Origin of the sequence: Paraburkholderia sp. SECH4 (genome assembly GCF_030511745.1) — a bacterium.
Classification (GTDB): Bacteria; Pseudomonadota; Gammaproteobacteria; order Burkholderiales; family Burkholderiaceae; genus Paraburkholderia; species Paraburkholderia madseniana.
Map to the genome: position 1 here is coordinate 189,956 of NZ_JALOCP010000013.1, position 20,215 is coordinate 210,170.

Sequence of the window (20,215 nt, forward strand, 5' to 3'; positions counted from 1 at the left end):
ACTGGCAGCGGGCGGTTGCGGCCAGGAGACACGACGCATGAATCTGGACTATTCCCCCGCTGACGACGCATTCCGCGCCGACATCCGCGCCTGGCTCGAAGCGAATCTGCCTCGCGAGCTGAGCGACAAAGTACTCAATCACAAGCGTCTGAACCGCGAAGACTTCGCGGGTTGGCACAAGCTGCTCGGCACGCGCGGCTGGTCGGTCATCGCGTGGCCGAAAGAATACGGCGGCCCGGGCTGGGACGCGACCCAACGGCATATCTGGGACGAAGAGTGCGCGCGTATCGGTGCGCCGTCCGTCCTGCCGTTCGGCGTCTCGATGGTAGCGCCCGTGCTGATGAAGTACGGCAATGAGGCTCAGAAACGCCACTATCTGCCGCGCATTCTCGACGGCACGGACTGGTGGTGTCAGGGCTATTCCGAACCGGGCTCCGGTTCCGACTTGGCCTCGCTGCGCACGCGTGCCGAGCGCGTTGGCGATCACTATGTGGTCAACGGCCAGAAAACCTGGACTACGCTCGGCCAGTACGCCGACATGATGTTCTGCCTCGTGCGCACCGATAGCGGCGCTAAAAAGCAGGAGGGTATCTCGTTCCTGTTGATCGACATGAAAACGCCCGGTATTACCGTGCGCCCGATCATCACGCTCGACGAAGACCACGAAGTCAACGAAGTCTTTTTCGAGGACGTGAAAGTGCCGGTCGACAATCTGGTCGGCGAAGAGAATCGTGGCTGGACCTATGCGAAGTACCTGCTCGGGCACGAACGCACCGGTATTGCGCGCGTTGGGCAATCGAAGCGCGAACTCGTATTCCTGAAGCGCCTCGCGCTGGATCAGAAGAAGAACGGCAAGCCGCTGCTGCAAGATCCTGTGTTCACCGCGAAAGTCGCGAGCCTCGAGATCGAACTGATGGCACTCGAAGTCACCGTGCAACGCGTGGTCGCCAATGAAACGGGCGGACGTGGGCCTGGGCCGGAAGCATCGATGCTCAAAATCAAGGGCACGGAAGTGCAGCAGGCGCTGACCGAACTGATGTTCGAAGCGATCGGGCCCCTCGCCGCGCCATTCGACGTGCCATTCCTCGAAGGCGAACGCGAGCACAGCCTCGCCGGTGACGATGACGCCGCGCCGCTGGCCGCGTACTACTTCAACTTCCGCAAGACGTCGATTTACGGCGGCTCGAACGAAATTCAAAAGAACATCATCGCGCAGATGATTCTCGGACTCTGAGGAGCGGCGCATGGACTTCACTTTCAACGACGAACAACAGCAATTTGCTGACGCGCTGCGCCGCTACCTTGACAAGAGCTACGGGTTCGAAGCGCGCCAGGCGATCGTGCAATCGGAAACCGGGGTGTCGGACGCGCACTGGACAGCTTTTACCGAACTGGGCCTGACTGCGTTGCCGGTGCCGGAAGCGCAGGGTGGCTTCAACGGCAGCCCGATCGACATGCTGGTGGTCATGCAGGAGCTCGGGCGTGCTCTGGTGGTCGAGCCGTATTGGGCGACTGCGGTGGGTATCGAGGCGCTGCGGCTGGCGGGCACCGGGCAGGGCGAAGACGCGTCGCTGCTCGAACGCGCGGCCCAGGGCGAGATCAAGCTGGCAGTGGCCTTTCACGAGCCGCACGCACGCTACGATCTGTTCGAGGTCGACACGGTTGCGAACGGTCAGGGCAATCAGCAGACGTTGACCGGCACGAAATCGGTTGTGCTGCACGGCGCGCAAGCGGATTACTGGATCGTGCCGGCTCGGCTGAATGGCGAGATCGCGCTTTTTGTGGTCGTCCGCGATGCGGCCGGTGTCAAAGTCACTGACTACCGCACAATCGACGGTCAGCGCGCCGCGACACTCGAGTTCGATGGCACACCTGCACGCCAGCTCACCGGCAAACACTCGGGCGCCGCGGCGCTCGAGCACATTGCAGACTACGGCACGGTATTGCTGTGCGCGGAAGCGGTCGGCGCGCTCGACGCACTGAACCATGCAACGGGCGAGTACACCAAGACGCGCCAGCAGTTTGGCCAGCCGATCGCGCGTTTCCAGGCGCTACAGCATCGCATGGTCGAGATGTTGATTCACGCCGAGCAGGCGCGTTCGATCACATACCTGGCGGCCGTGCGTTACACCAGCGCTGACGCCGAGGAACGTCGCCGTGCCGTCTCCGCAGCGAAGGCGCGGGTCGGCCAGGCCGCCCGTTTCGTCGGTCAGCAGGCGGTGCAGTTGCACGGAGGCATGGGCGTCACGAACGAGGTCGCCGCGGCGCATCTGTTCAAACGTCTTGCTATCATCGAAACCACATTGGGCGATGTCGATCACCATCTCGCGCGGTTCGCCGCGCTGCCCGGCTTTGTCTCGACCGAAGCCTGATCAGCCGGCCGAATCGGATAAGAAAGAGGTGTGCGATGGGTCTGAGTTACGAGGACATGGTAGTCGGCACGACTACGGAAATCGGCAAGCATACTTTCACGCGTGAAGAGATCGTCGAGTTCGCGGAGAAGTTCGATCCGCAGCCGTTTCACCTGGACGAGGCTGCAGCCGCAGCGTCGCCGTTTCGTGGGTTGGTCGCAAGCGGCTGGCATACCTGTTCGGTCATGATGGGCATGCTGGTGCGCAACGCGATCGCGGGTTCCACGTCGATGGGCTCGCCCGGTATCGACGAGATCCGCTGGTTGAAGCCGGTGCGTGTCGGCGACACGATCACGATGATGAACGCGGTGCTCGACAAACGTGTTTCGGAGAGTAAGCCGGATCGCGGCATCGTTTCGACGCAGTGGGAAGGCATCAACCAGCACGGCGAAACCGTGATTACGGTGCGTTCGAAAGGCTTGTTCGGACTGCGCAATCCGGGCGCCGCGTCATGACGGACAGCAACGCGGTAGCCGCCGTAACGTTTGGAGGCGCAGCGGCGTTGCGTGCGCTGATTGGCGCTGAGCCGCTCGTTAGCGACTGGCTGACGGTCGATCAGGCGAGCGTCGATCGTTTCGCTGAGGCCACCGGCGATCATCAGTGGATTCACGTCGACCCCGAGCGGGCACGGCGTGAGTCACCGTTTGGTGGTCCGGTCGCGCATGGGTTCATGACGCTGTCGTTGATCCCTGCGCTGCTCGGCAAGACGGTGGCGCTTAAGCAGCGCATGGGCGTCAACTACGGATTGAATCGTGTGCGGTTCACGTCACCGGTGCTGGTCGGCTCACAGTTGCGCGCCCGGTTTGCGGTGGAGTCCGTCACCGACGTCGACAACGGCGGTGTGCAGGTTGAGTGGAATGTGACGCTGGAGCGGCTGGGCAGTGAACGGCCGGTCTGCGTCGCGGAGTTCATCACGCGGCACTATTTCTAACCGTTCACAGCCGATCGGTTGGCAAAAAAGCGCGAGTGGCAGTGATGCCGTCTCGCGCTTTTTTATGTCGATGCCTCAACAGATGGCAATGCCGTGGTCGTTGTCAATGTGAACGAGCGCCGATGCCAAGGGACGACGGCATGCCTACCGCTTCGCGTACTGCGTCGCGCCGAACAGCATTTCCTTAGCCTTGTCGTCCATGAGCGGCTTGCGGGCCGACGCCAGCACGTCAACACCGCGTACCACCGCCGGACGCGCGGCAATTTCTTCGTGCCACCGCTTCACATGCGGGAACGTATCCAGCTCGATGCCCTGGTTTTGCCACGAGCGCGTCCACGGAAATGCGGCGATGTCAGCGATCGTGTAGTCGTTGCCGGCCAGATACTGTGTCTTGCCGAGCTGCGTATCCATCACGCCATAGAGACGCCGCGTTTCGTTCGTGTAGCGATTGATCGCGTATTCGATTGGCTCCGGCGCATAAATGCGGAAATGATGTGTTTGTCCAAGCATCGGACCGATGCCGCCCATCTGAAACATCAGCCATTGCAGCGTCGCATAGCGTGCGGCCGGATCAGTCGGCAGCAACTTGCCGGTTTTCTCCGCCAGATAAATCAGAATCGCGCCTGATTCGAATAGCGCGAACGGCTTGCCGTCGGCGTCTTTAGGACCTTCGGAATCGACGATCGCCGGAATCTTGTTGTTCGGGCTAATCGCCAAGAACTCGGGTTTGAACTGGTCGCCCGCGCCGATATCGACGCCGTGCGCCGTGTACGCGAGGCCCGTTTCCTCGAGCATGATGTGAACCTTATGGCCGTTCGGGGTTGCCCAGCTATAGACATCGATCATCCTGGCTCCTTCGTTTCGTGAAAGCGGCGCCACAAAGGGCGCCGCTGTTGACGAAAATTAGAGCATAGATCGGACAATGCTGCTGGCCGTGAACCCGCGCGCCGTCGGCTACCGCCCCATCCCCGACCTCAAACCCGCGTAATCGGCGTTTCCACTCGGGCCGCAGCACCCGCATCCATATAACGCGCCAGTTCGAGCTTTGCGATCGCGTTGCGGTGCACTTCGTCGGGGCCATCGGCGAAGCGCAACGTCCGCGCGTTGGCGTATGCATACGCCAACGGGAAATCGTCGCTGACGCCGCCGCCGCCGTGCGCCTGGATCGCCCAGTCGATCACCTGGCATGCCATATTCGGCGCGACCACCTTGATCATGGCGATCTCGCCACGCGCGCCCTTGTTGCCGACCGTGTCCATCATGTACGCGGTCTTCAGCGTCAGCAGGCGCGCCTGTTCGATCATGCAGCGCGCTTCGGCCATGCGCTCCTGCGTGACGCCCTGTGCGGAAACCGGTTTGCCGAAAGCGACGCGTTGCATGGAGCGTTTGGCCATGAGTTCGAGCGCGCGTTCGGCGAGACCGATCAAACGCATGCAGTGGTGGATGCGTCCCGGTCCGAGGCGGCCTTGGGCGATTTCGAAGCCGCGCCCTTCGCCGAGCAGCATATTGGTAGCCGGCACGCGCACGTTTTCGAGCGTGATTTCCATGTGGCCGTGGGGCGCGTCGTCGTAGCCGAATACGGTGAGCGGGCGGTGCACGGTGATGCCGGTCGCGTCGGCGGGGACCAGGATCATCGACTGCTGCGCATGACGTGGCGCCTCAGGATCGGTCTTGCCCATCACGATGTAGACCTTGCAGCGCGGGTCCCCCGCACCGGACGACCACCACTTGTGACCGTTGATCACGTAGGTGTCGCCATCGCGCACGATGCTCGTCTGGATATTGGTCGCGTCCGACGAGGCTACCTCCGGCTCGGTCATCAGAAACGCCGAGCGGATGTGCCCTTGCAGCAGCGGTTCGAGCCATTCGCGCTTGTTGTCGTCGCTGCCGTAGCGCTCGATCGTTTCCATGTTGCCAGTGTCGGGCGCATTGCAGTTGAACACTTCCGGCGCCCAAGGCACACGGCCCATGATCTCGCAGAGCGGCGCGTATTCAAGATTCGTCAGACCGGCGCCGCGTACCGATTCAGGCAGGAACAGGTTCCACAAACCGGCGTCGCGCGCTTTCTGTTTCAGTTGTTCGATCAGTTCGGTCGGCAGCCATGCGTTGCCGTTCTGACGATTGCAGGCGATCTCGGCATAGAACGCCTGCTCATTCGGATAGATGTGCTCGTCGAAGAAGGCGAGCAGTTTCTCGCGCAGCGCCTGCACCTTCGGGGTGTAATCGAAATTCATGTATGACCTCGCGGATGACGAATGACGTTTGTTCGGGAGTGCAATCTGGCGCCGATTTGCTTAACGTACTTTCTGTGCGTAGCGCCAGGCGAGTTCGGCCATCGGCTTCGCGCGACGGCCGGCATCGAGCGCCTGAGCGCTGGCCGCGGTGCCATCGACTACACGCTTCATGATCCCTTGCAGGATCGCCGCGATGCGGAACATGTTGTACGCGAGATAGAAATTCCAGTCGCCGTGGATCTCGAAGCCGGTGCGCTTGCAATAGCGCTCGACGTACTGCGCTTCGTCGGGAATGCCGAGGGCCGCCCAGTCGAGGCCCGCAATGCCGCGGAATTGCGCCGGGTCGACGTGCCACGCCATGCAGTGATACGCGAAGTCGGCGAGCGGGTCACCGAGCGTCGATAGTTCCCAGTCGAGTACGGCCAGTACGCGCGGCTCGGTGGGATGGAAGATCAGGTTGTCGAGCCGGTAGTCGCCATGTACGACCGAGGCGCGCTCGCTCGTTTCCGCCGGCATATGCTGCGGCAGCCATTCGATCAGACGCTGCATCGCGTCGATCGGTTCGGTTTCGGACGCGACGTACTGTTTGCTCCAACGGCCGATCTGGCGTGCGAAGTAATTACCCGGTTTGCCGTAGTCGGCAAGACCGATCGACGTGACGTCGACGCTATGCAGCGCGGCGATCACGCGATTCATTTCGTCGTAAATTGCCGCGCGCTCTGCAGGCGTCATGCCGGGTAGAGACTGGTCCCACAGCACGCGGCCTTCGACGAACTCCATCACGTAGAACGCCCGGCCGATCACACTTTCGTCTTCGCACAAGGCGAGCATGTTTGCGACGGGCACGTCGGTGTCTGCAAGTGCATGCATCACGCGGTATTCGCGTTCGACCGCGTGCGCCGAGGGCAATAACTTAGCGGCCGGGCCGGGCTTCGCGCGCATCACGTACGAGCGCGACGGCGTGACGAGTTTGAAGGTGGGGTTCGATTGGCCGCCGGCGAATTGCTCCAAGGTGAGCGGTCCGGCAAATCCATCGACATGCTGGGTTAGCCACGCGGCGAGCGCGTCGCTGTCGAAGCGTTGCCGCTCGTTGACCGGGCGCGTGCCCTCGAAGGCCGAGTAATCCGGTTTCTGTTCTGGTTCGCCGGTCTGTGTGGCTTGCACCATGTGTCTCCTCCAGTTCGGGTTCAGCTACGCTTGTATTGAATGAATTGTGCGTAGAGCATTTCCATCGTGGTGTTGCGAACGTCGCGATGGAGCGGCGACGGCGGTGAATAGTTGATCGCGCGCAGCACCCAGTCGCGCGACTCGGCGCCGACGTCGAGCGCGTTGATGCAACCGGTGGCCTGCGCCAGATGGCCGAAGAAAGTGCGGCCGCCGGCGGTGAGCGCGTGCGACAGAATCGCGCGATTCACGCCGCCGTGCAGCACCAGCAGCACGGTGTCCCACGACGTGTCCTCGCGCAACGCCGCCACCGCGGGCAACACGCGGTCAAACAACGCGCCAATGGTTTCGCCGTCGAGAAAGCGCGTTGTTTCCGGCACGATGCCGTCGAACACGCCGAGAAATGCCGCTTCGATATCCTGCTGCGGAATGTTGCTGAGCTTGCCGCCGCGAATTTCCTGCCATGCCGGCTCGATGTCGAGCTCGATCTGCTGACCGGTCTCGGCCAAAACGCGTTGCGCGGTTTCAACCGTGCGCGGCAAGCCGCTCACGATCACCCGATCGAACCGGACTTGCTGCTCGGCAAATACGCGGCCTGCCGCGCTGGCCTGTTCGCGGCCATTCGCATTCAACGGCACCGTTTCAGGATCGATCGCGCGGCCGCTGTCGTCGAAGTAGGTTACGTCGCCGTGACGCATCAGGAAGATGCGGCGGCGTTTGGGGAGTTGATATTCAGGCATCGTCCCTTCGTTCACTTATGTTTACTTGTAGACAGGAGCGCGTTTTTCGAGGAACGCTGAAATCCCTTCGAGACCGTCGCGATGGTGCAGTGAGGCGACGAAGCTGTCGCGCTCAGCGACCAGATGTTCAGCAAGCGGCTGTGCACCGGCCGCGCCGATGAGCCCCTTGATGCGCGCGACCGAATTCGGCGAAATCTTGCCGAGTTCGTCGGCCCAGGCGACAGCGGTGTCGCGCACGGTGCCGGTCTTCGCTAGCTTGTTGACGACACCGAGATCGTATAGACGCGAGGCGCCGATCGGTTTGCCTTCGATCAGCACTTCGGTCGCCAGTTGACGCGGCAAGGCTTGCGCGAGAAACCACGAGCCGCCGCCATCGGGTGTAAGACCGACGCGGGCATACGACATCACGAACTTGGCGTCTTCCGCCGCGACGATCAGATCGCACGCGAGTGCTAATGAAAATCCTGCACCGGCTGCGGCGCCATCGACGGCGGCGATCACCGGCTTTGACGAAAGACGCAGCGCCGAAATCCATTCGCCGAGCAGATCGATGCTTTCGGCCTGCACCGACGGATCCTTCGCGCGGTTTTCCAGCAGACGGTTCAGATTGCCGCCGGCACAAAAGAAATTGTCCGCGCCGGTAATCACGACGGCGCGGATCGACGGATCACGCTCCACCGATTCGAGCGCTTCGATGCCCGCGGCATACATGTCCGGATGCAGCGCATTACGTGCGCCGGGGTTCGACAGCGTGAGGACCAGCGTTGATTCGCTTTCGGTCGGGCGTGAGGTCAGCAGTTCGGCGCTCATTGTTGGGTCTCCGTTTGAGTGTCGGCAGCGTCGCGTTGCGTCAGCGACAGGCCAAGTTGCGCGCGCCGTGCAAGCCAGGGCGACGGGCGATAGCGTGGATCGCCGAGCACGCTGAAGATATTGCGCAAGATGGTGAGGATCGTCTTCGCGCCCAATGTATCGCCGAGTGCGAGCGGTCCGCGCGGGTAGCCGAGGCCTAGCGTCACCGCGAGGTCGATGTCCCCCGGCATCGCGATCTGTTTTTGCGCGATGTCGCAGCCGATGTTGACGATGGTCGCCACGACGCGTTGCGCGACGAAGCCGGTTGAATCGCGAATCACGGTGACGGGAACGCCATCCGCGGCAAACAGTGCGTGCGCGGTCTCGCGTGCGGCGCGACTGGTAGCGGGTGTTGTCATCAGCGTGCGGCGCTGCGCGGCGGCCAGCGGGAAGAGGGCGTCGATAGCAACAACGCGAGTTGCATCGAGTGCTTCGTCGACGGAGGCGGTAGTCGCGTCATGACCGAACGGTGTCACGACGATCAGCGAGTCCGCTGCGGGCACCGCGCCTTCGTCGAGTTTGACGCCAGCTTTGGCGACGAGTTGCACGACGGCTTCATGCGCCTCCGGATAGCGCTTGCTGACCCACACGCTGTGCGGCAGTTCAGTTGGCGCGGGCGCTTCCGCGGGAACTTGCTGCTTACCGTCTTCATAGCGGTAAAAGCCTTCGCCTGTTTTGCGGCCGATCAGCCCGCCCGCAAGCCGAGTGCCTGTGATCGGCGACGGTGTGAAGCGCGGTTCTTCATAGAACTGGTGATAGATCGATTCCATCACTGGATGCGATACATCGAGCGCGGTCAGATCGAGCAGTTCGAACGGGCCGAGGCGAAAGCCTGCCTGCTCGCGCATGATGCGGTCGATGTCGGCAAAACTCGCCACGCCTTCGCCGGCTACCCGCAGGCCTTCGGTATTCATGCCGCGGCCGGCATGATTGACGATGAAGCCGGGCATGTCTTTCGCACGCACCGGCGTGTGGCCCATGCGTCGCGCGAGTTCCATCAGCGCGTCGCCGACGGCGGGATCACTGCGCAGGCCGTCGATCACTTCGACGACCTTCATCAACGGAACCGGATTGAAGAAGTGATAACCGGCCACCCGCGATGGGTTCGTGCAGCCCGCCGCAATCGCGGTAATCGACAACGACGACGTGTTCGACGCCAGCACGCAACGGCCACTCACCACCGTTTCGAGTTCGCGAAAGAGCGCTTGCTTCACATCGAGCTTTTCAACGATCGCCTCGACGACCAGATCGCAATCGGCCAGATCGCCGACGACCTGCGCGCCGCTCACGTTCGCCAGCGCGGCGAGCGAACGGGCCTGGTCGAGCTTGCCTTTGGCAGTCAATTTGGCGAAAGTCTCGGCAAGGTAGTCGCGCGCGGCGCCGATCGCAGCAGGGTTCGTGTCGTATAGACGTACGGTGAGACCCGCCAGTGCGGCAATCTGGGCGATGCCACGGCCCATTGCACCGGTTCCGACAATGCCGATAGTCTCGATGCTGAAATTGCGAGAGGTCATTGTGATGCTCGACTCCATGGTTATTTTAGAATAGCACGATCGTGCAATTTACTGGATGATTGATCGAAGGCCGCCGCGTTGATTTTGACGGGCGGTCTCAAACAACCGGAAGAAAGGAGACACCCGATGATCAAGCTGTGCGGTTTCGCGCTCTCTAACTATTACAACAAGGTGAAGTTCGTGCTCCTCGAACACGGCATTCCGTTCGAGGAAGTGTTCGTGCTGCCGAGCCAGGAAGAGACCATGCTCGAGCATTCTCCGCTCGGCAAGGTGCCCTATATCCAGACCGAACACGGCGATCTGTGCGAATCGCAAGGCATCGTCGAGTATCTGGCCGCGCGTTTTCCCGACAAGGCGATTTTCTCCGCTGATCCGTGGGAAGCGGCCAAAGAGCGCGAACTGATCATGTTCGTGGATGTGCATCTCGAACTGACCGCGCGCAATCTCTACAAGGAAGCATTCTTCGGCGGCACCGTGACTGACGCGACCAAGGGGCGCGTCGAGAAGCTGCTCGCGCATCACATTGCCGGCTTCAAGCGGATTGCGAAGTTCGGGCCGTATCTGCGCGGCGAGCGCTTCAGTGTCGCCGACGCAGCGGGGTTTGTGAGCTTGCCGCTGGTGGGCATGGCGACGCAGACCATCTACGGCCGCGATTTTCTGCTCGACGCCGGCGTGGACTGGAAAAGCTATGTGAAGGCGATCAACGCCCGACCGGCCGCGCAGCGCGTGACCGATGATCGCAAGGCGTATATCGCGGCCTCGCGTCCGGCTTGAGGCGTGGCGGTGGCGTTGCGTGCGAAATGAGCTCGGGCGTGCAACGCACGCATGGGCCGCTGCGCGCGATGGCGAGGAACGTGGGTTCGTTCGCAGCATCGCGCGGGGCGTCCTAGAGCCGCGCCAGCCGGTCGAGCGCCGTGGCGAGGGTGGCTTCCTGCTTGGCAAAGCAGAAGCGCACCACGCCCGATTCATGCGCCTCGTGATAGAACGCCGAAACGGGAATTGCCGCGACACCGATCTCGCCGGTCAGCCATTGCGCAAATTCGGCTTCGGGCAAATCGCTGATCGCCGAATAGTCGACGCACTGAAAGTAGGTGCCCGTGCAAGGCAGCAGCCTGAAGCGTGAATTCGCGAGGCCGGCGCGGAAGTAGTCGCGTTTCTTCTGATAAAACGTGGGGAGATCCAGATACGGTGCCGGATCCTTCATATATTCCGCGAGGCCGACCTGCATCGGCGTGTTGACCGTAAACACGTTGAACTGGTGCACTTTGCGGAATTCAGCCGTGAGCGCGGCGGGCGCGGCCACGTAGCCGATCTTCCAGCCGGTGACGTGGTAGGTCTTGCCGAAGCTCGACACCACGAAACTGCGCTGCGCCAGTTCCGGATAACGCGCCACGCTTTCGTGCGGCGCGCCGTCGTACACCATGTGTTCGTAGACTTCGTCGGACAGAATCAGCACGTTGGTGCCGCGCACGATTTCTTCGAGCTTGCGCATATCTTCCGCGCGCCAGACCGTGCCGGTCGGATTGTGCGGGGTGTTGATCAGCAGGAGCCGCGTTTTCGGCGTGATCGCGGCGGCGAGCTTGTCGAACGGGATCGCGTAGTCGGGCGCGTCGAGCGTGACGAATACCGGCTTGCCGCCGGCCAGCTCGATCGATGGCAGGTAACTGTCGTAGGTCGGCTCGACCACGATCACTTCGTCGCCCGGATGCACGGTACAGAGAATCGCGGTCAGCAGCGCCTGGGTGGCGCCTGCCGTCACGGTGATCTCGCTGGTGGCGTCGTAGCGGCGGCCGTACAGGTTGGCGATCTTGTCCGAAATCGCCTGACGCAGCGGCGCGGCGCCGGCCATCGGCGGGTATTGATTGTGGCCGTCGCGCATGGCGCTCGCGACCGCGTCGACAATGCGGGGGTCGCAACCGAAGTCGGGAAAGCCCTGGCCGAGGTTCACCGCGCCTTTTTCGGCGGCGAGCGCGCTCATCACGGTGAAAATCGTCGTGCCGACGTCCGGCAGGCGGGACGGAAACGAGGGACTCATGGGCGTGTCGTGCGGTGCATTCATGGCGCTGTCCGGAGCGTGGTCGAGTGAGTTGGTGAAAGACGTCGTTCGAAAAGGACGAAGCCTGATTGTAGGGAATCGTGGCCCTGCGTGCGCGCAGTCGGCCCGACGTTGGCCATCCGGCCAGGGGTCATACGGGCGCTGGCTCGTGTGCCGCGCTCACGCAGACGCTGACGAACGGCGCAGGCTGCGCAATCTGGAAACCGAAGTCACGCGCAATCCGCTTGGCCAGTTTCAACACCGCGCGGTCTTTCGACACCAGCCAGTCGGCTTGCGCCGCGTGCGCGAGTTCGAGGAATTTCTGGTCGTCGCGGTCTTTGCATTTCGGCAACGGCCTGGCATCTTCCGCGGGCGCAGCGGGTTCGACCAACTGCGTGAGGCGTGCAACGACGGCAAGCGCCGCCGCCTTGTCCACATTGCGATGCACGAATTGCGGGTAGTCGAGCACGTAGGTAAGTTCGGCGAGGCAGCGCGCGTCGATCAGCGCGGAGAGTGCGCCACTTTCGAGCGCGGCGCGGATCGGCCGCGTGTGCGGATCGTCGAACACGAGAATATCGATCCACACATTGGAATCGAGGACGACGCGCAGAGCGCCGTGTGAGGCATGGGAACCGGGCATTCGTTACAATCTGGCTTTCGTCTTTGACCGCCAGGCACGGCGTGCCTGCAAGCCTCTATGATAATCGTTCTGTCGCCGGCGAAATCGCTCGACTACGAAACCCCTCCGCACGTCAAAAAGCACACGATCCCCGATTTCGTCGACGATGCGGCCGAATTGATCGGCGGATTGCGCCTTTTGTCGCCGCAGCAGATCGGTTCGTTGATGAGCATTTCGGATCAACTCGCGCACCTCAATTTCCAGCGTTACGCGGAATGGTCGCCCAGTTTCGGCACGCACAACGCCAAGCAGGCCGTGCTCGCGTTCAACGGCGATGTGTACGAAGGCTTCAATGCCAGAACGTTGTCGTCGGCCGATCTGGATTACGCGCAGAATCATGTGCGCGTGCTTTCCGGCCTGTACGGTTTGTTGCGTCCGCTCGATCTGCTGCAACCGTACCGCCTCGAAATGGGCACGCGCTTTGCCAATACGCGCGGCAAGGATCTGTACGCGTTCTGGGGTGAACGGATCACGCAGGCTTTGAACGCGCAATTGAAGAAGCGCGCTGCCGCCTCACGCGTGTTGGTCAACTGTGCGTCGGGTGAGTACTTCAAGTCGGTCAAGCCCAAGGTGCTCGAAGCGCCGATCATCACGCCGGTGTTCGAAGACTGGAAGGGCGGCCGCTACAAGATCATCAGTTTCCACGCAAAGCGCGCACGCGGTCTGATGGCGCGCTACGCGGTCGAAAACCGTCTCGACAAGCCCGAGCAACTGAAGGCCTTCAACGCCGAAGGCTACGCGTTCGACGCCGAAGCCTCGAACGATTCCACCTACGTATTCCGCCGCCGCATCGCTGACTAAGCGATCGCCGCGCACACAAGCAGGGAAGAACATCATGACGTTATCGATTACGAGCAACTTCGATGCGGGCGCGATCGAAGTGCTGGCCTGCGAAGACGCCGGCAACATCCGTTTGCGCGTGCGGCCCGACAGTCAGGCCGAGTTCGCGCAGTGGTTTTATTTCCGGTTGTCCGGCGCGGCCGGCGAGCGCTGCGTGATGACCTTCGAAAATGCTGCGGCGTGCGCTTTCGCCGAAGGCTGGCGCGACTACCAGGCAGTGGCAAGCTATGACCGCGTGAACTGGTTCCGCGTGCCGACTTCCTACGACGGCCGTGTGTTGACGATCGACCACACGCCGGATTTCGACCGCATCTACTACGCGTATTTCGAGCCGTATAGCGAGGAACGTCACTCGGAGTTTCTCGGCGCGATCCAGCAGATGCCGCAGGCCACGCTCACAGAGTTGGGCAGGACCGTCGAAGGCCGGCCGATGTCGCTGCTGACGCTTGGTACTCCGCAAACCGGCGACACGCCCAAGAAGAAGATCTGGCTGATCGCGCGTCAGCATCCTGGTGAGACGATGGCTGAATGGTTTATCGAAGGTCTCGTCAAGCGTCTCGCGGGTTGGGGCGATTGGGCGGGCGATCCGGTGGCGCGCAAGCTCTACGATCACGCGGTGTTCTACATCGTGCCGAACATGAATCCGGATGGCAGCGTGCACGGCAATTTGCGCACTAACGCGACGGGCGCGAACCTGAACCGCGAATGGATGGAACCGGACGCCGCGCGCAGTCCCGAGGTGCTCGTGGTGCGTGATGCGATTCACGCGACCGGTTGCGACCTCTTTTTCGATATCCACGGCGACGAGGCGCTGCCGTACGTGTTCGTGGCCGGCTCCGAAATGCTGCCGGGTTTCACCGAGCGGCAGGGCGAGGAGCAGAAAGCGTTCATCGAAGCATTCAAGCATGCGAGCCCGGATTTCCAGGACAAGTACGGCTACGCCGCGAGCAAGTATCGTGAGGACGCGCTCAAGCTGGCTTCGAAGTACATCGGCAACGAATTCGGCTGTCTGTCGTTGACGCTGGAGATGCCGTTCAAGGACAACGCCAATCTGCCGGACGAGCGGGTGGGTTGGAACGGGGAGCGTAGCGCGTCGCTGGGCGCCGCCATGCTGCAGGCTATTTTGCGACACGTGGAGACGTTCGCGTAACTGGACGCCGCATAAAGAAACGGGGCACACACTCTGGAAGTGTGTGCCCCGTTTTTTGCTGGGTGCGAGCCAAATTCGTAGTGCGGACCCGTTGACGCGGCCTTCGCTCTTGTCCGCTATTGAGTCTTTTTCGCTGGGGACTTCTTCGCGGTCGATTTGCTCGCAGACTTACCTGAAGACTTGCTGGAAGTTGCTCGCGAAGATTTTCCCGAGCTTGCCTTCGAGGACTTGCCGGTTGCTTTCTTCGTAGTTTTACCGCTGGCCGAGTGCTTGCCCTTCACACCCTTATGCTTGCCCGAGGACGCTCGCGATCCCGTTGACCCGGTGCTGTGCGCACGGGCCGGCGGCACCGGATCGTTCCAGCTGAACGCCAGCATCTGGGCGCCCACATAGCCGCAACGGAATTTGAGATCGGCTGGATCTCCACCGCCGCTCTGGCGGATACCGAGGCCCTCGACGGTAACGATGTTGTCCACCTTGACGCGCTGCTTGCCTTCGTCGAACGAATCGTTCCAGGGCGTGACTGCCGCATGCGCGCTGTCGAAGGAGCTGGGCGGAAATTCGACATGGTCGAAGGCGGTCGATGTGCTTGCAACAAAATTGCCATGGGCAGCGCAGTCCGCGACTAGCGGGTCCGCATGCATGTCATTGACAAATTTGTTGACGAGATCGTTGTGCTGTTCGAGTTGATCGGCGTATGCGGGAGCAGTGCAAATGAGCGAGAGACTCGCTGCAAATGTTGCTAACCGGCCGACCAACCGCAGCAATCGGCGCGGTACGTTGGTGCGATCCATCTAGTTCGTTAGACGCTAATAAGACATGAGGCACGTAAGATGCCTGGCGAGAGGGATGAGTTCAATCCTGACACAAATATTTTGTCCTGTCGTGGTGCGGGGACTCAGGCGCTTTATGTGCCGGGATGGCAGATTGCCGTCGATACGTGCTCGATGCCGCGCCCGTGTCAGGTGCGTGGCCCGCCCAATCGATATCGACGCACATCATAAGTGGTAACCCACGCAGGGCGGTAGACCGCGATCAATGCCGTCGACATGCCCGTGAACCAGGCTTCGCCAGTGGCGAGCAGAAGCACGCTGAACGCGTAGCCGACCGGCACCACGGTCATTGAACCGTCTGCGAGTGTGATGTGAACGCCGAGCGCCGCGGCCGCCGTAAGCGACACGGCAATGGCGGGTGAGACAAAACCCTGGCCGAAAATGAACATGAAGAGGTTACGCGGCAGCCAGGCGATGCTGGCGCGTTGGATCAAGGTCGAGATACCGACAGGCAACGCACCGAACACGAGGAAAGTCAGTGCAATGCCCTGCCAGGGGGCGTCGAAGACGACAGCGGCGAGACCGGTGACGATCGCCATGGCGATCAGCGCCAGTGCCCAATCGAATAATGTGACAACCAGCGTGGCGCCGAGCAGATGCATGACAGTACCGTCGTCGAGCCACGCGTTGCTCGCCCACAGCACGGACACCGCAACGATGATTGCGAGCCAGACGTGCTGGAGTGTGCCGTCCTGAAGTCGTTTGAAAGGATTTTTCCACAGCGCGAGCGCGACCACTATCGCAGTGGCGATCCAGCCACCGACAGCGACCCAGAACGGAAGCGGTGTGTAGAGGAAACCCATGTATCTCATATTACTCGTTGGACGAGAAAAGGTGTGAGCGGATTCCATGCCAGCCGGCGCGAACGCCGCGAGAAAACGCGCGTTTCGATTCTGGCGCGCGCGCCGGCTGACGTTATGCCGAATCTTGCGTGACCGGTTCCGCCGTCAACCCGGCGGGCGCATCGCCGTATGGCGTGCTCGGTTCGGCCGCTATTGGCAGCGTGTCGGCCGTGTCGTTCGCTGGCAACGGATATTGGAAGCGCCGCAGTGTGCGGCGCCGCAATGGCACCACTCCGGCTTGCCCCATTACCGGACGAACCTGACCTCCGCCATCGTTGCGCAGTACTTGCAAGTGAGCCGACAGCCAGCCGTTGTACAGCGCGACCGCGGCGGCGCGGTTAGGCGCTCCGAGTTGCTGAAATATGCTGGTCAGATGGATCTTGACGGTGCCTTCACTGATGCCGAGCGTGCGCGCAATCATCTTGTTGGTGCTGCCCATGTGGACGCAGCGCATGATCTGCTCCTGGCGGGGCGACAGGCCGTTGGAAAGTTTGGCCCGGCGTGGTGGTGGACTCTTTTCATCGAACGGCCGGATGGTGGCATCCGGCGGTAGCGGAGGATTGAGCGCCAACGCGCCGGGCGGCACATAGTGACCGCCCAGCAGCACCATCTCGAAAGCGCGCACGATCAGGCATGGGTCGGTTTCGCGCGGAATCACGCCGAGCACACCTTCGTCCATGAGATCCCGTACGACGGTTGGAGAGACCTTGTCGGTCAGCACTGCAATGCGCAGGTCCGGGTAATGGCTGAGCAGATGACGGGTGTCGTCGACTGACATCCAGTCCTGCCAGTCAATCACGAGCAGGTCGGGACGCAGACGCTTGAGCGTACGTTCAACCTGACGCCAATCCTGTGCTTCGTTAAAGCGCGCTAGCCGGTCGATTTGCCGCAGCAGTGCTTTGAGTCCATCGCGTCGTTCCGCGTCTGAGTTGAGTATTGAGAATCGCATGCCGTGTCTCCAGATGAATCGGGCGAGGTGGCGCGATGCGTGTGGGCCGGCGAAGGTGCCGGGCGCATTGCGATGCACCACCGGCACTATGATGACAAATTCCCTTCGGTTTGACCCCCTGTCCAAAAGGCATAGGAGGAATGACATAAAAAAAGCCCCGCACGCGGCGGGGCTTTCTGATGTCGACGGCGGCGCAATGACGCCGGCGCTGGCGGGTCAGTGGAAATGCGGTTGCGCGGGCTCCGCGTCCTCCGGCATCTCGGCGTGGACGATTTCGCCGAGCGGGTCCGCATAGAGCGGCACACCGCAGTCATCGCAATATTCCGGCTCGAAGCGGCCCGAGTGGCGGCGCACGTCTGTCACGCCGGTTTCCTTGAGCAATGCGACGATTTCTTCGAGTGGGTCGTCTGACGCAGCGGTCTCTTGCGGTTCTTCGTCGATGCCGGGCTCGCCGTTCTCGCGGCCGTAAAGCGGCCATACGACGCCGTAGATCACATCATTGCTGCCGCGGCGCGTGAAGCCGACGCGGTATTCGTCGATACGGCGCTCGCCGAACCCTGCGACAACCGCGCGCAGTTCCTGTGGCGCCGCACCGATTGTGTCGAACAGGTAGCGGACGGCGGTGCGTACCGTGTGAGGGCGCACCCGTTCGTCGGCGTCGCGGCAGGCCGAATAATAGGCATCCGGCAGCAGACACTCGAACTCACATCCGGGCAGCACCAGCGACAGATTGGCGCCGCCTTGCGTTGCCCATTGTTCGAGGCATTGACCACGCTCAATCCGGCTGCCGTTTTCTTCTTCCTGCCAGCGAAACGCCGGCTCGCCTACCGGCGCCGCGACCACAGCCAGCAGAAAGCGCGGGTCGGCCAGGATGGGCGAGGTTTCCGGCAGCTCGCCAAAATTGAGTTTGACGTTGCCACCCGCCATGGCTGCTTGAGCGAGTTGCTGGGCAATGCGCCAGGTTTCGACGTGGTGACGCGGCAGTTGGTCGATGCTGTACAGGAACGGCACCATGGCCACACGCGTATTTGCCGCGAGCACGTGCGCTTGCAGGTGCGCGCGCAGCGCGTCGGCTGCGTCCACTTTGAGCGGGCCGGAAGGAATCATGTAGCGAGTCCAGGCCAGCACGGGCGCGGCGATCAGCAGCGCTTCATAAGGAGCGCCTTCATGGTCGACGATGAACGACTCGCTGTGCGTTTCCGCCATGTCGGCGAGTGCGCCGTAAGCATCGGGATGATTCTGCTGCAGATGATCGAGCGCGGCGTCCAGCGTAGTCTGGTTGGCGTTACGGACGATCTTGGTCAGCAGCGCATCGAGCTTCGCTTCCCAGAAGCGGTCTTCGGTGCGGCTGCCCGACGCGAAAAGCGCGAGCGAGAGACCGACAAGCTTGTCGGCATCGGGGGGGAGACGTTTGGCGATTCGCGAGCGCATAAATCCGGAAATTGGGAGGCACAGAACCTTATATTCTAGTCTTTTCTATGCCGCCATATTATTTGGCTGACTATGCCGGATGGATTGGGACGTTTCCACATTAAAAATAAGCCCCTTGCGGGAGGCGCCAGATGCGTTGCGCGGCGTCTTGGCCGGATGATATAAGACATGCCCAGGGGTGTGGCTCGCTCCTATACTGACCACCGTCGGCGGGCGACTGACAAGCGTATGCCTATTCGTCGCTGTGGTCTGGCACAACAGGAGATTCATAGTGAAATCGGACCAACTGATTGAACGTCTCGCTGCAGTGTTCGCGTTGATCATATTGGTAGGTGGCTCCCTGCTGGTGCTTGCGCCTTTTACAACAGCGCTGTTGTGGGGCGCCATTCTCAGTTATAGCTCGTGGGGCCTGTACCGGCGGCTCACTACAGCGGTGGGGGGGCGGCGAAAGCTCGCCGCGACGTTGATCGTGCTCATTATTCTGATTGTGGTGCTTGGCCCGTTCGTCTATGCGGGCTTTGCCTTTGGTGCGCACGTTCACGACATCGTCGCGTTGGTACAGAGGCTCTTCGAGGCTGGCTTGCCGGATTTGCCGCCGTGGGTTGGACGAATCCCGCTGGTTGGCTCGAACATCGAGACGTTCTGGGCGAACGTAACGAGCAGCAACTCTGAACTGATCGCGCAAATGCGTGCGCTTGCGGCGCCGGCCGGCAAGTGGATTCTGGCGGCTGCGATTGCCGTTACGCACGGTTTGGGTTTGTTGGCGCTGAGTATCGTGCTCGCGTTCTTCTTTTATACCGGGGGGGAGGGCGCGGCGGCCTGGTTGAAGGCGGGCATGCGCCGCATCGCCGGCGAACGCGCCGATTACTTGTTGGCACTGGCGGGCAGCACGGTGAAGGGCGTGGTCTACGGGATTCTCGGCACGGCGCTTGTGCAAGGCATTCTTGCCGGCTTCGGTTGCTGGATCGCGGGCGTCCCGGCGCCGGCGCTGCTTGGGCTGGCGACGTTCTTCCTGTCGGTGATACCGGGTGGCCCGGTGGTCGTCTGGTTGCCCGCGGCGATCTGGCTGTATCACGGCGGTGCAACTGGCTGGGCGATCTTTCTGGTTGTGTGGGGTGTGTTGGTCGTCGGCATGTCCGACAACGTCATCAAGCCGATCCTGATCGGCAAGAGTAGTGACATGCCGTTGATCCTGGTGATGCTGGGCATCCTTGGCGGTGCGTTTGCTTTCGGCTTCCTTGGTGTATTCATTGGCCCGACGTTGCTGGCGGTTGCCTATACCGTGCTGCACGATTGGACGATCGGCGCCCCGCCAGCGGATGCTCTGGCGCCCGACGTGAAAGTGCCTGTTGTCGATGAGCCGGTGCGCATAGAAAAGGCACCTTGAAATAAATTCCAGATATGGCTTGCAAGGGGCCGTCCGGCTCGCTAGAATCTCGCTCTTTCGTGCTTCGGACACCGGGGCACGGGGAGCGGGAGAGCCAGTAGTGGCAAGGCTTTGCGCGATGTGGGCGGGTTCAGGAAGTTAGAAAAACCTGTTGACGGCGTAGCGAAAGTTCTTCATAATCTCGTTTCTCTGCTGCTGATGCAGCGACGCAGAACGAAGCGGTGCC

20 protein-coding genes are annotated in these 20,215 nt (G+C 61.8%); 8 read left to right on the forward strand and 12 right to left on the reverse strand.

Annotated elements, in window-relative coordinates; translation table 11 throughout:
- Nucleotides 1-37 precede the first annotated feature (37 nt).
- Genes M0D67_RS19645 through M0D67_RS19660 form a run of 4 tightly spaced genes read left to right on the forward strand, consistent with a single transcriptional unit; the run spans nt 38 to nt 3,342 of the window.
- Nucleotides 38-1,234 carry an acyl-CoA dehydrogenase family protein gene (locus M0D67_RS19645; RefSeq protein ID WP_171925037.1) on the forward strand — a complete coding sequence of 399 codons (1,197 nt, stop codon included), beginning with the start codon at nt 38-40 and terminating at the stop codon, nt 1,232-1,234.
- Between the two features lie 10 nt (nt 1,235-1,244).
- On the forward strand, nt 1,245-2,372 hold the full coding sequence (locus M0D67_RS19650) for an acyl-CoA dehydrogenase family protein (RefSeq protein ID WP_154567189.1): 1,128 nt from the start codon (nt 1,245-1,247) through the stop codon (nt 2,370-2,372).
- A 35-nt stretch (nt 2,373-2,407) separates the two neighbouring features.
- Complete coding sequence (locus tag M0D67_RS19655) at nt 2,408-2,866, forward strand: MaoC family dehydratase (RefSeq protein ID WP_154567188.1); 459 nt, start codon at nt 2,408-2,410, stop codon at nt 2,864-2,866.
- On the forward strand, nt 2,863-3,342 hold the full coding sequence (locus tag M0D67_RS19660) for a MaoC family dehydratase (protein WP_266239413.1): 480 nt from the start codon (nt 2,863-2,865) through the stop codon (nt 3,340-3,342). Before M0D67_RS19655 ends, M0D67_RS19660 begins: the two co-directional genes overlap by 4 nt.
- 144 nt (nt 3,343-3,486) lie before the next feature.
- Here the strand turns inward: M0D67_RS19660 and M0D67_RS19665 are convergent, their stop codons facing one another.
- From M0D67_RS19665 to M0D67_RS19690, 6 genes are all read right to left on the reverse strand, one after another.
- Nucleotides 3,487-4,188 (reverse strand): glutathione binding-like protein, encoded by a 702-nt coding sequence (locus M0D67_RS19665; protein WP_154567315.1) that lies wholly within the window; start codon nt 4,186-4,188, stop codon nt 3,487-3,489.
- Nucleotides 4,189-4,316: 128 nt separating this feature from the next.
- Entirely contained in the window at nt 4,317-5,576 is a 1,260-nt protein-coding gene (locus M0D67_RS19670; protein WP_154567314.1) for an acyl-CoA dehydrogenase family protein, read from the reverse strand.
- A gap of 60 nt (nt 5,577-5,636) precedes the next feature.
- Nucleotides 5,637-6,743, reverse strand: a complete 1,107-nt coding sequence (locus M0D67_RS19675) for a phosphotransferase (protein WP_154567313.1) — start codon at nt 6,741-6,743, stop codon at nt 5,637-5,639.
- 20 nt (nt 6,744-6,763) lie between these two features.
- On the reverse strand, nt 6,764-7,480 hold the full coding sequence (locus M0D67_RS19680; protein WP_154567312.1) for a histidine phosphatase family protein: 717 nt from the start codon (nt 7,478-7,480) through the stop codon (nt 6,764-6,766).
- Nucleotides 7,481-7,501: 21 nt separating this feature from the next.
- Complete coding sequence (locus M0D67_RS19685; protein ID WP_154567311.1) at nt 7,502-8,290, reverse strand: oxepin-CoA hydrolase, alternative type; 789 nt, start codon at nt 8,288-8,290, stop codon at nt 7,502-7,504.
- The gene (locus M0D67_RS19690; protein WP_154567310.1) at nt 8,287-9,843 is read right to left on the reverse strand and encodes a 3-hydroxyacyl-CoA dehydrogenase; all 1,557 of its coding nucleotides are present in this window, start codon (nt 9,841-9,843) and stop codon (nt 8,287-8,289) included. Before M0D67_RS19690 ends, M0D67_RS19685 begins: the two co-directional genes overlap by 4 nt.
- Nucleotides 9,844-9,969: 126 nt before the next feature.
- Between M0D67_RS19690 and M0D67_RS19695 the strand changes: the two genes are divergently transcribed.
- Nucleotides 9,970-10,617 (forward strand): glutathione S-transferase family protein, encoded by a 648-nt coding sequence (locus M0D67_RS19695; protein ID WP_154567309.1) that lies wholly within the window; start codon nt 9,970-9,972, stop codon nt 10,615-10,617.
- A gap of 112 nt (nt 10,618-10,729) precedes the next feature.
- Here M0D67_RS19695 and M0D67_RS19700 read toward each other — a convergent pair whose 3' ends face one another.
- Complete coding sequence (locus tag M0D67_RS19700) at nt 10,730-11,902, reverse strand: pyridoxal phosphate-dependent aminotransferase (protein WP_154567308.1); 1,173 nt, start codon at nt 11,900-11,902, stop codon at nt 10,730-10,732.
- Between the two features lie 127 nt (nt 11,903-12,029).
- The gene (locus M0D67_RS19705; protein ID WP_154567307.1) at nt 12,030-12,518 is read right to left on the reverse strand and encodes a putative toxin-antitoxin system toxin component, PIN family; all 489 of its coding nucleotides are present in this window, start codon (nt 12,516-12,518) and stop codon (nt 12,030-12,032) included.
- A 57-nt stretch (nt 12,519-12,575) separates the two neighbouring features.
- On the opposite strand from M0D67_RS19705, the gene yaaA reads away from it, so the two are divergent.
- Together yaaA and M0D67_RS19715 are read left to right on the forward strand one after the other, a co-directional pair.
- Complete coding sequence (gene yaaA / locus M0D67_RS19710) at nt 12,576-13,358, forward strand: peroxide stress protein YaaA (RefSeq protein ID WP_097391901.1); 783 nt, start codon at nt 12,576-12,578, stop codon at nt 13,356-13,358.
- A gap of 34 nt (nt 13,359-13,392) precedes the next feature.
- Nucleotides 13,393-14,547: a M14-type cytosolic carboxypeptidase gene (locus tag M0D67_RS19715; RefSeq protein ID WP_154567306.1), complete on the forward strand. Its 1,155-nt coding sequence runs from the start codon at nt 13,393-13,395 to the stop codon at nt 14,545-14,547.
- Nucleotides 14,548-14,663: 116 nt separating this feature from the next.
- On the opposite strand, the gene M0D67_RS19720 is transcribed toward M0D67_RS19715, so the two are convergent.
- From M0D67_RS19720 to M0D67_RS19735, 4 genes are all read right to left on the reverse strand, one after another.
- Nucleotides 14,664-15,341 carry a hypothetical protein gene (locus tag M0D67_RS19720; protein ID WP_154567305.1) on the reverse strand — a complete coding sequence of 226 codons (678 nt, stop codon included), beginning with the start codon at nt 15,339-15,341 and terminating at the stop codon, nt 14,664-14,666.
- 167 nt (nt 15,342-15,508) lie between these two features.
- Nucleotides 15,509-16,183 (reverse strand): energy-coupling factor ABC transporter permease, encoded by a 675-nt coding sequence (locus M0D67_RS19725; protein ID WP_093639753.1) that lies wholly within the window; start codon nt 16,181-16,183, stop codon nt 15,509-15,511.
- Nucleotides 16,184-16,295: 112 nt separating this feature from the next.
- Nucleotides 16,296-17,171: a response regulator transcription factor gene (locus M0D67_RS19730; protein ID WP_154567304.1), complete on the reverse strand. Its 876-nt coding sequence runs from the start codon at nt 17,169-17,171 to the stop codon at nt 16,296-16,298.
- A gap of 216 nt (nt 17,172-17,387) precedes the next feature.
- On the reverse strand, nt 17,388-18,602 hold the full coding sequence (locus M0D67_RS19735; protein WP_154567303.1) for a DUF2863 family protein: 1,215 nt from the start codon (nt 18,600-18,602) through the stop codon (nt 17,388-17,390).
- A 271-nt stretch (nt 18,603-18,873) separates the two neighbouring features.
- On the opposite strand from M0D67_RS19735, the gene M0D67_RS19740 reads away from it, so the two are divergent.
- Nucleotides 18,874-19,989, forward strand: a complete 1,116-nt coding sequence (locus M0D67_RS19740) for an AI-2E family transporter (protein WP_171929582.1) — start codon at nt 18,874-18,876, stop codon at nt 19,987-19,989.
- The last annotated feature ends 226 nt before the right edge of the window (nt 19,990-20,215 follow it).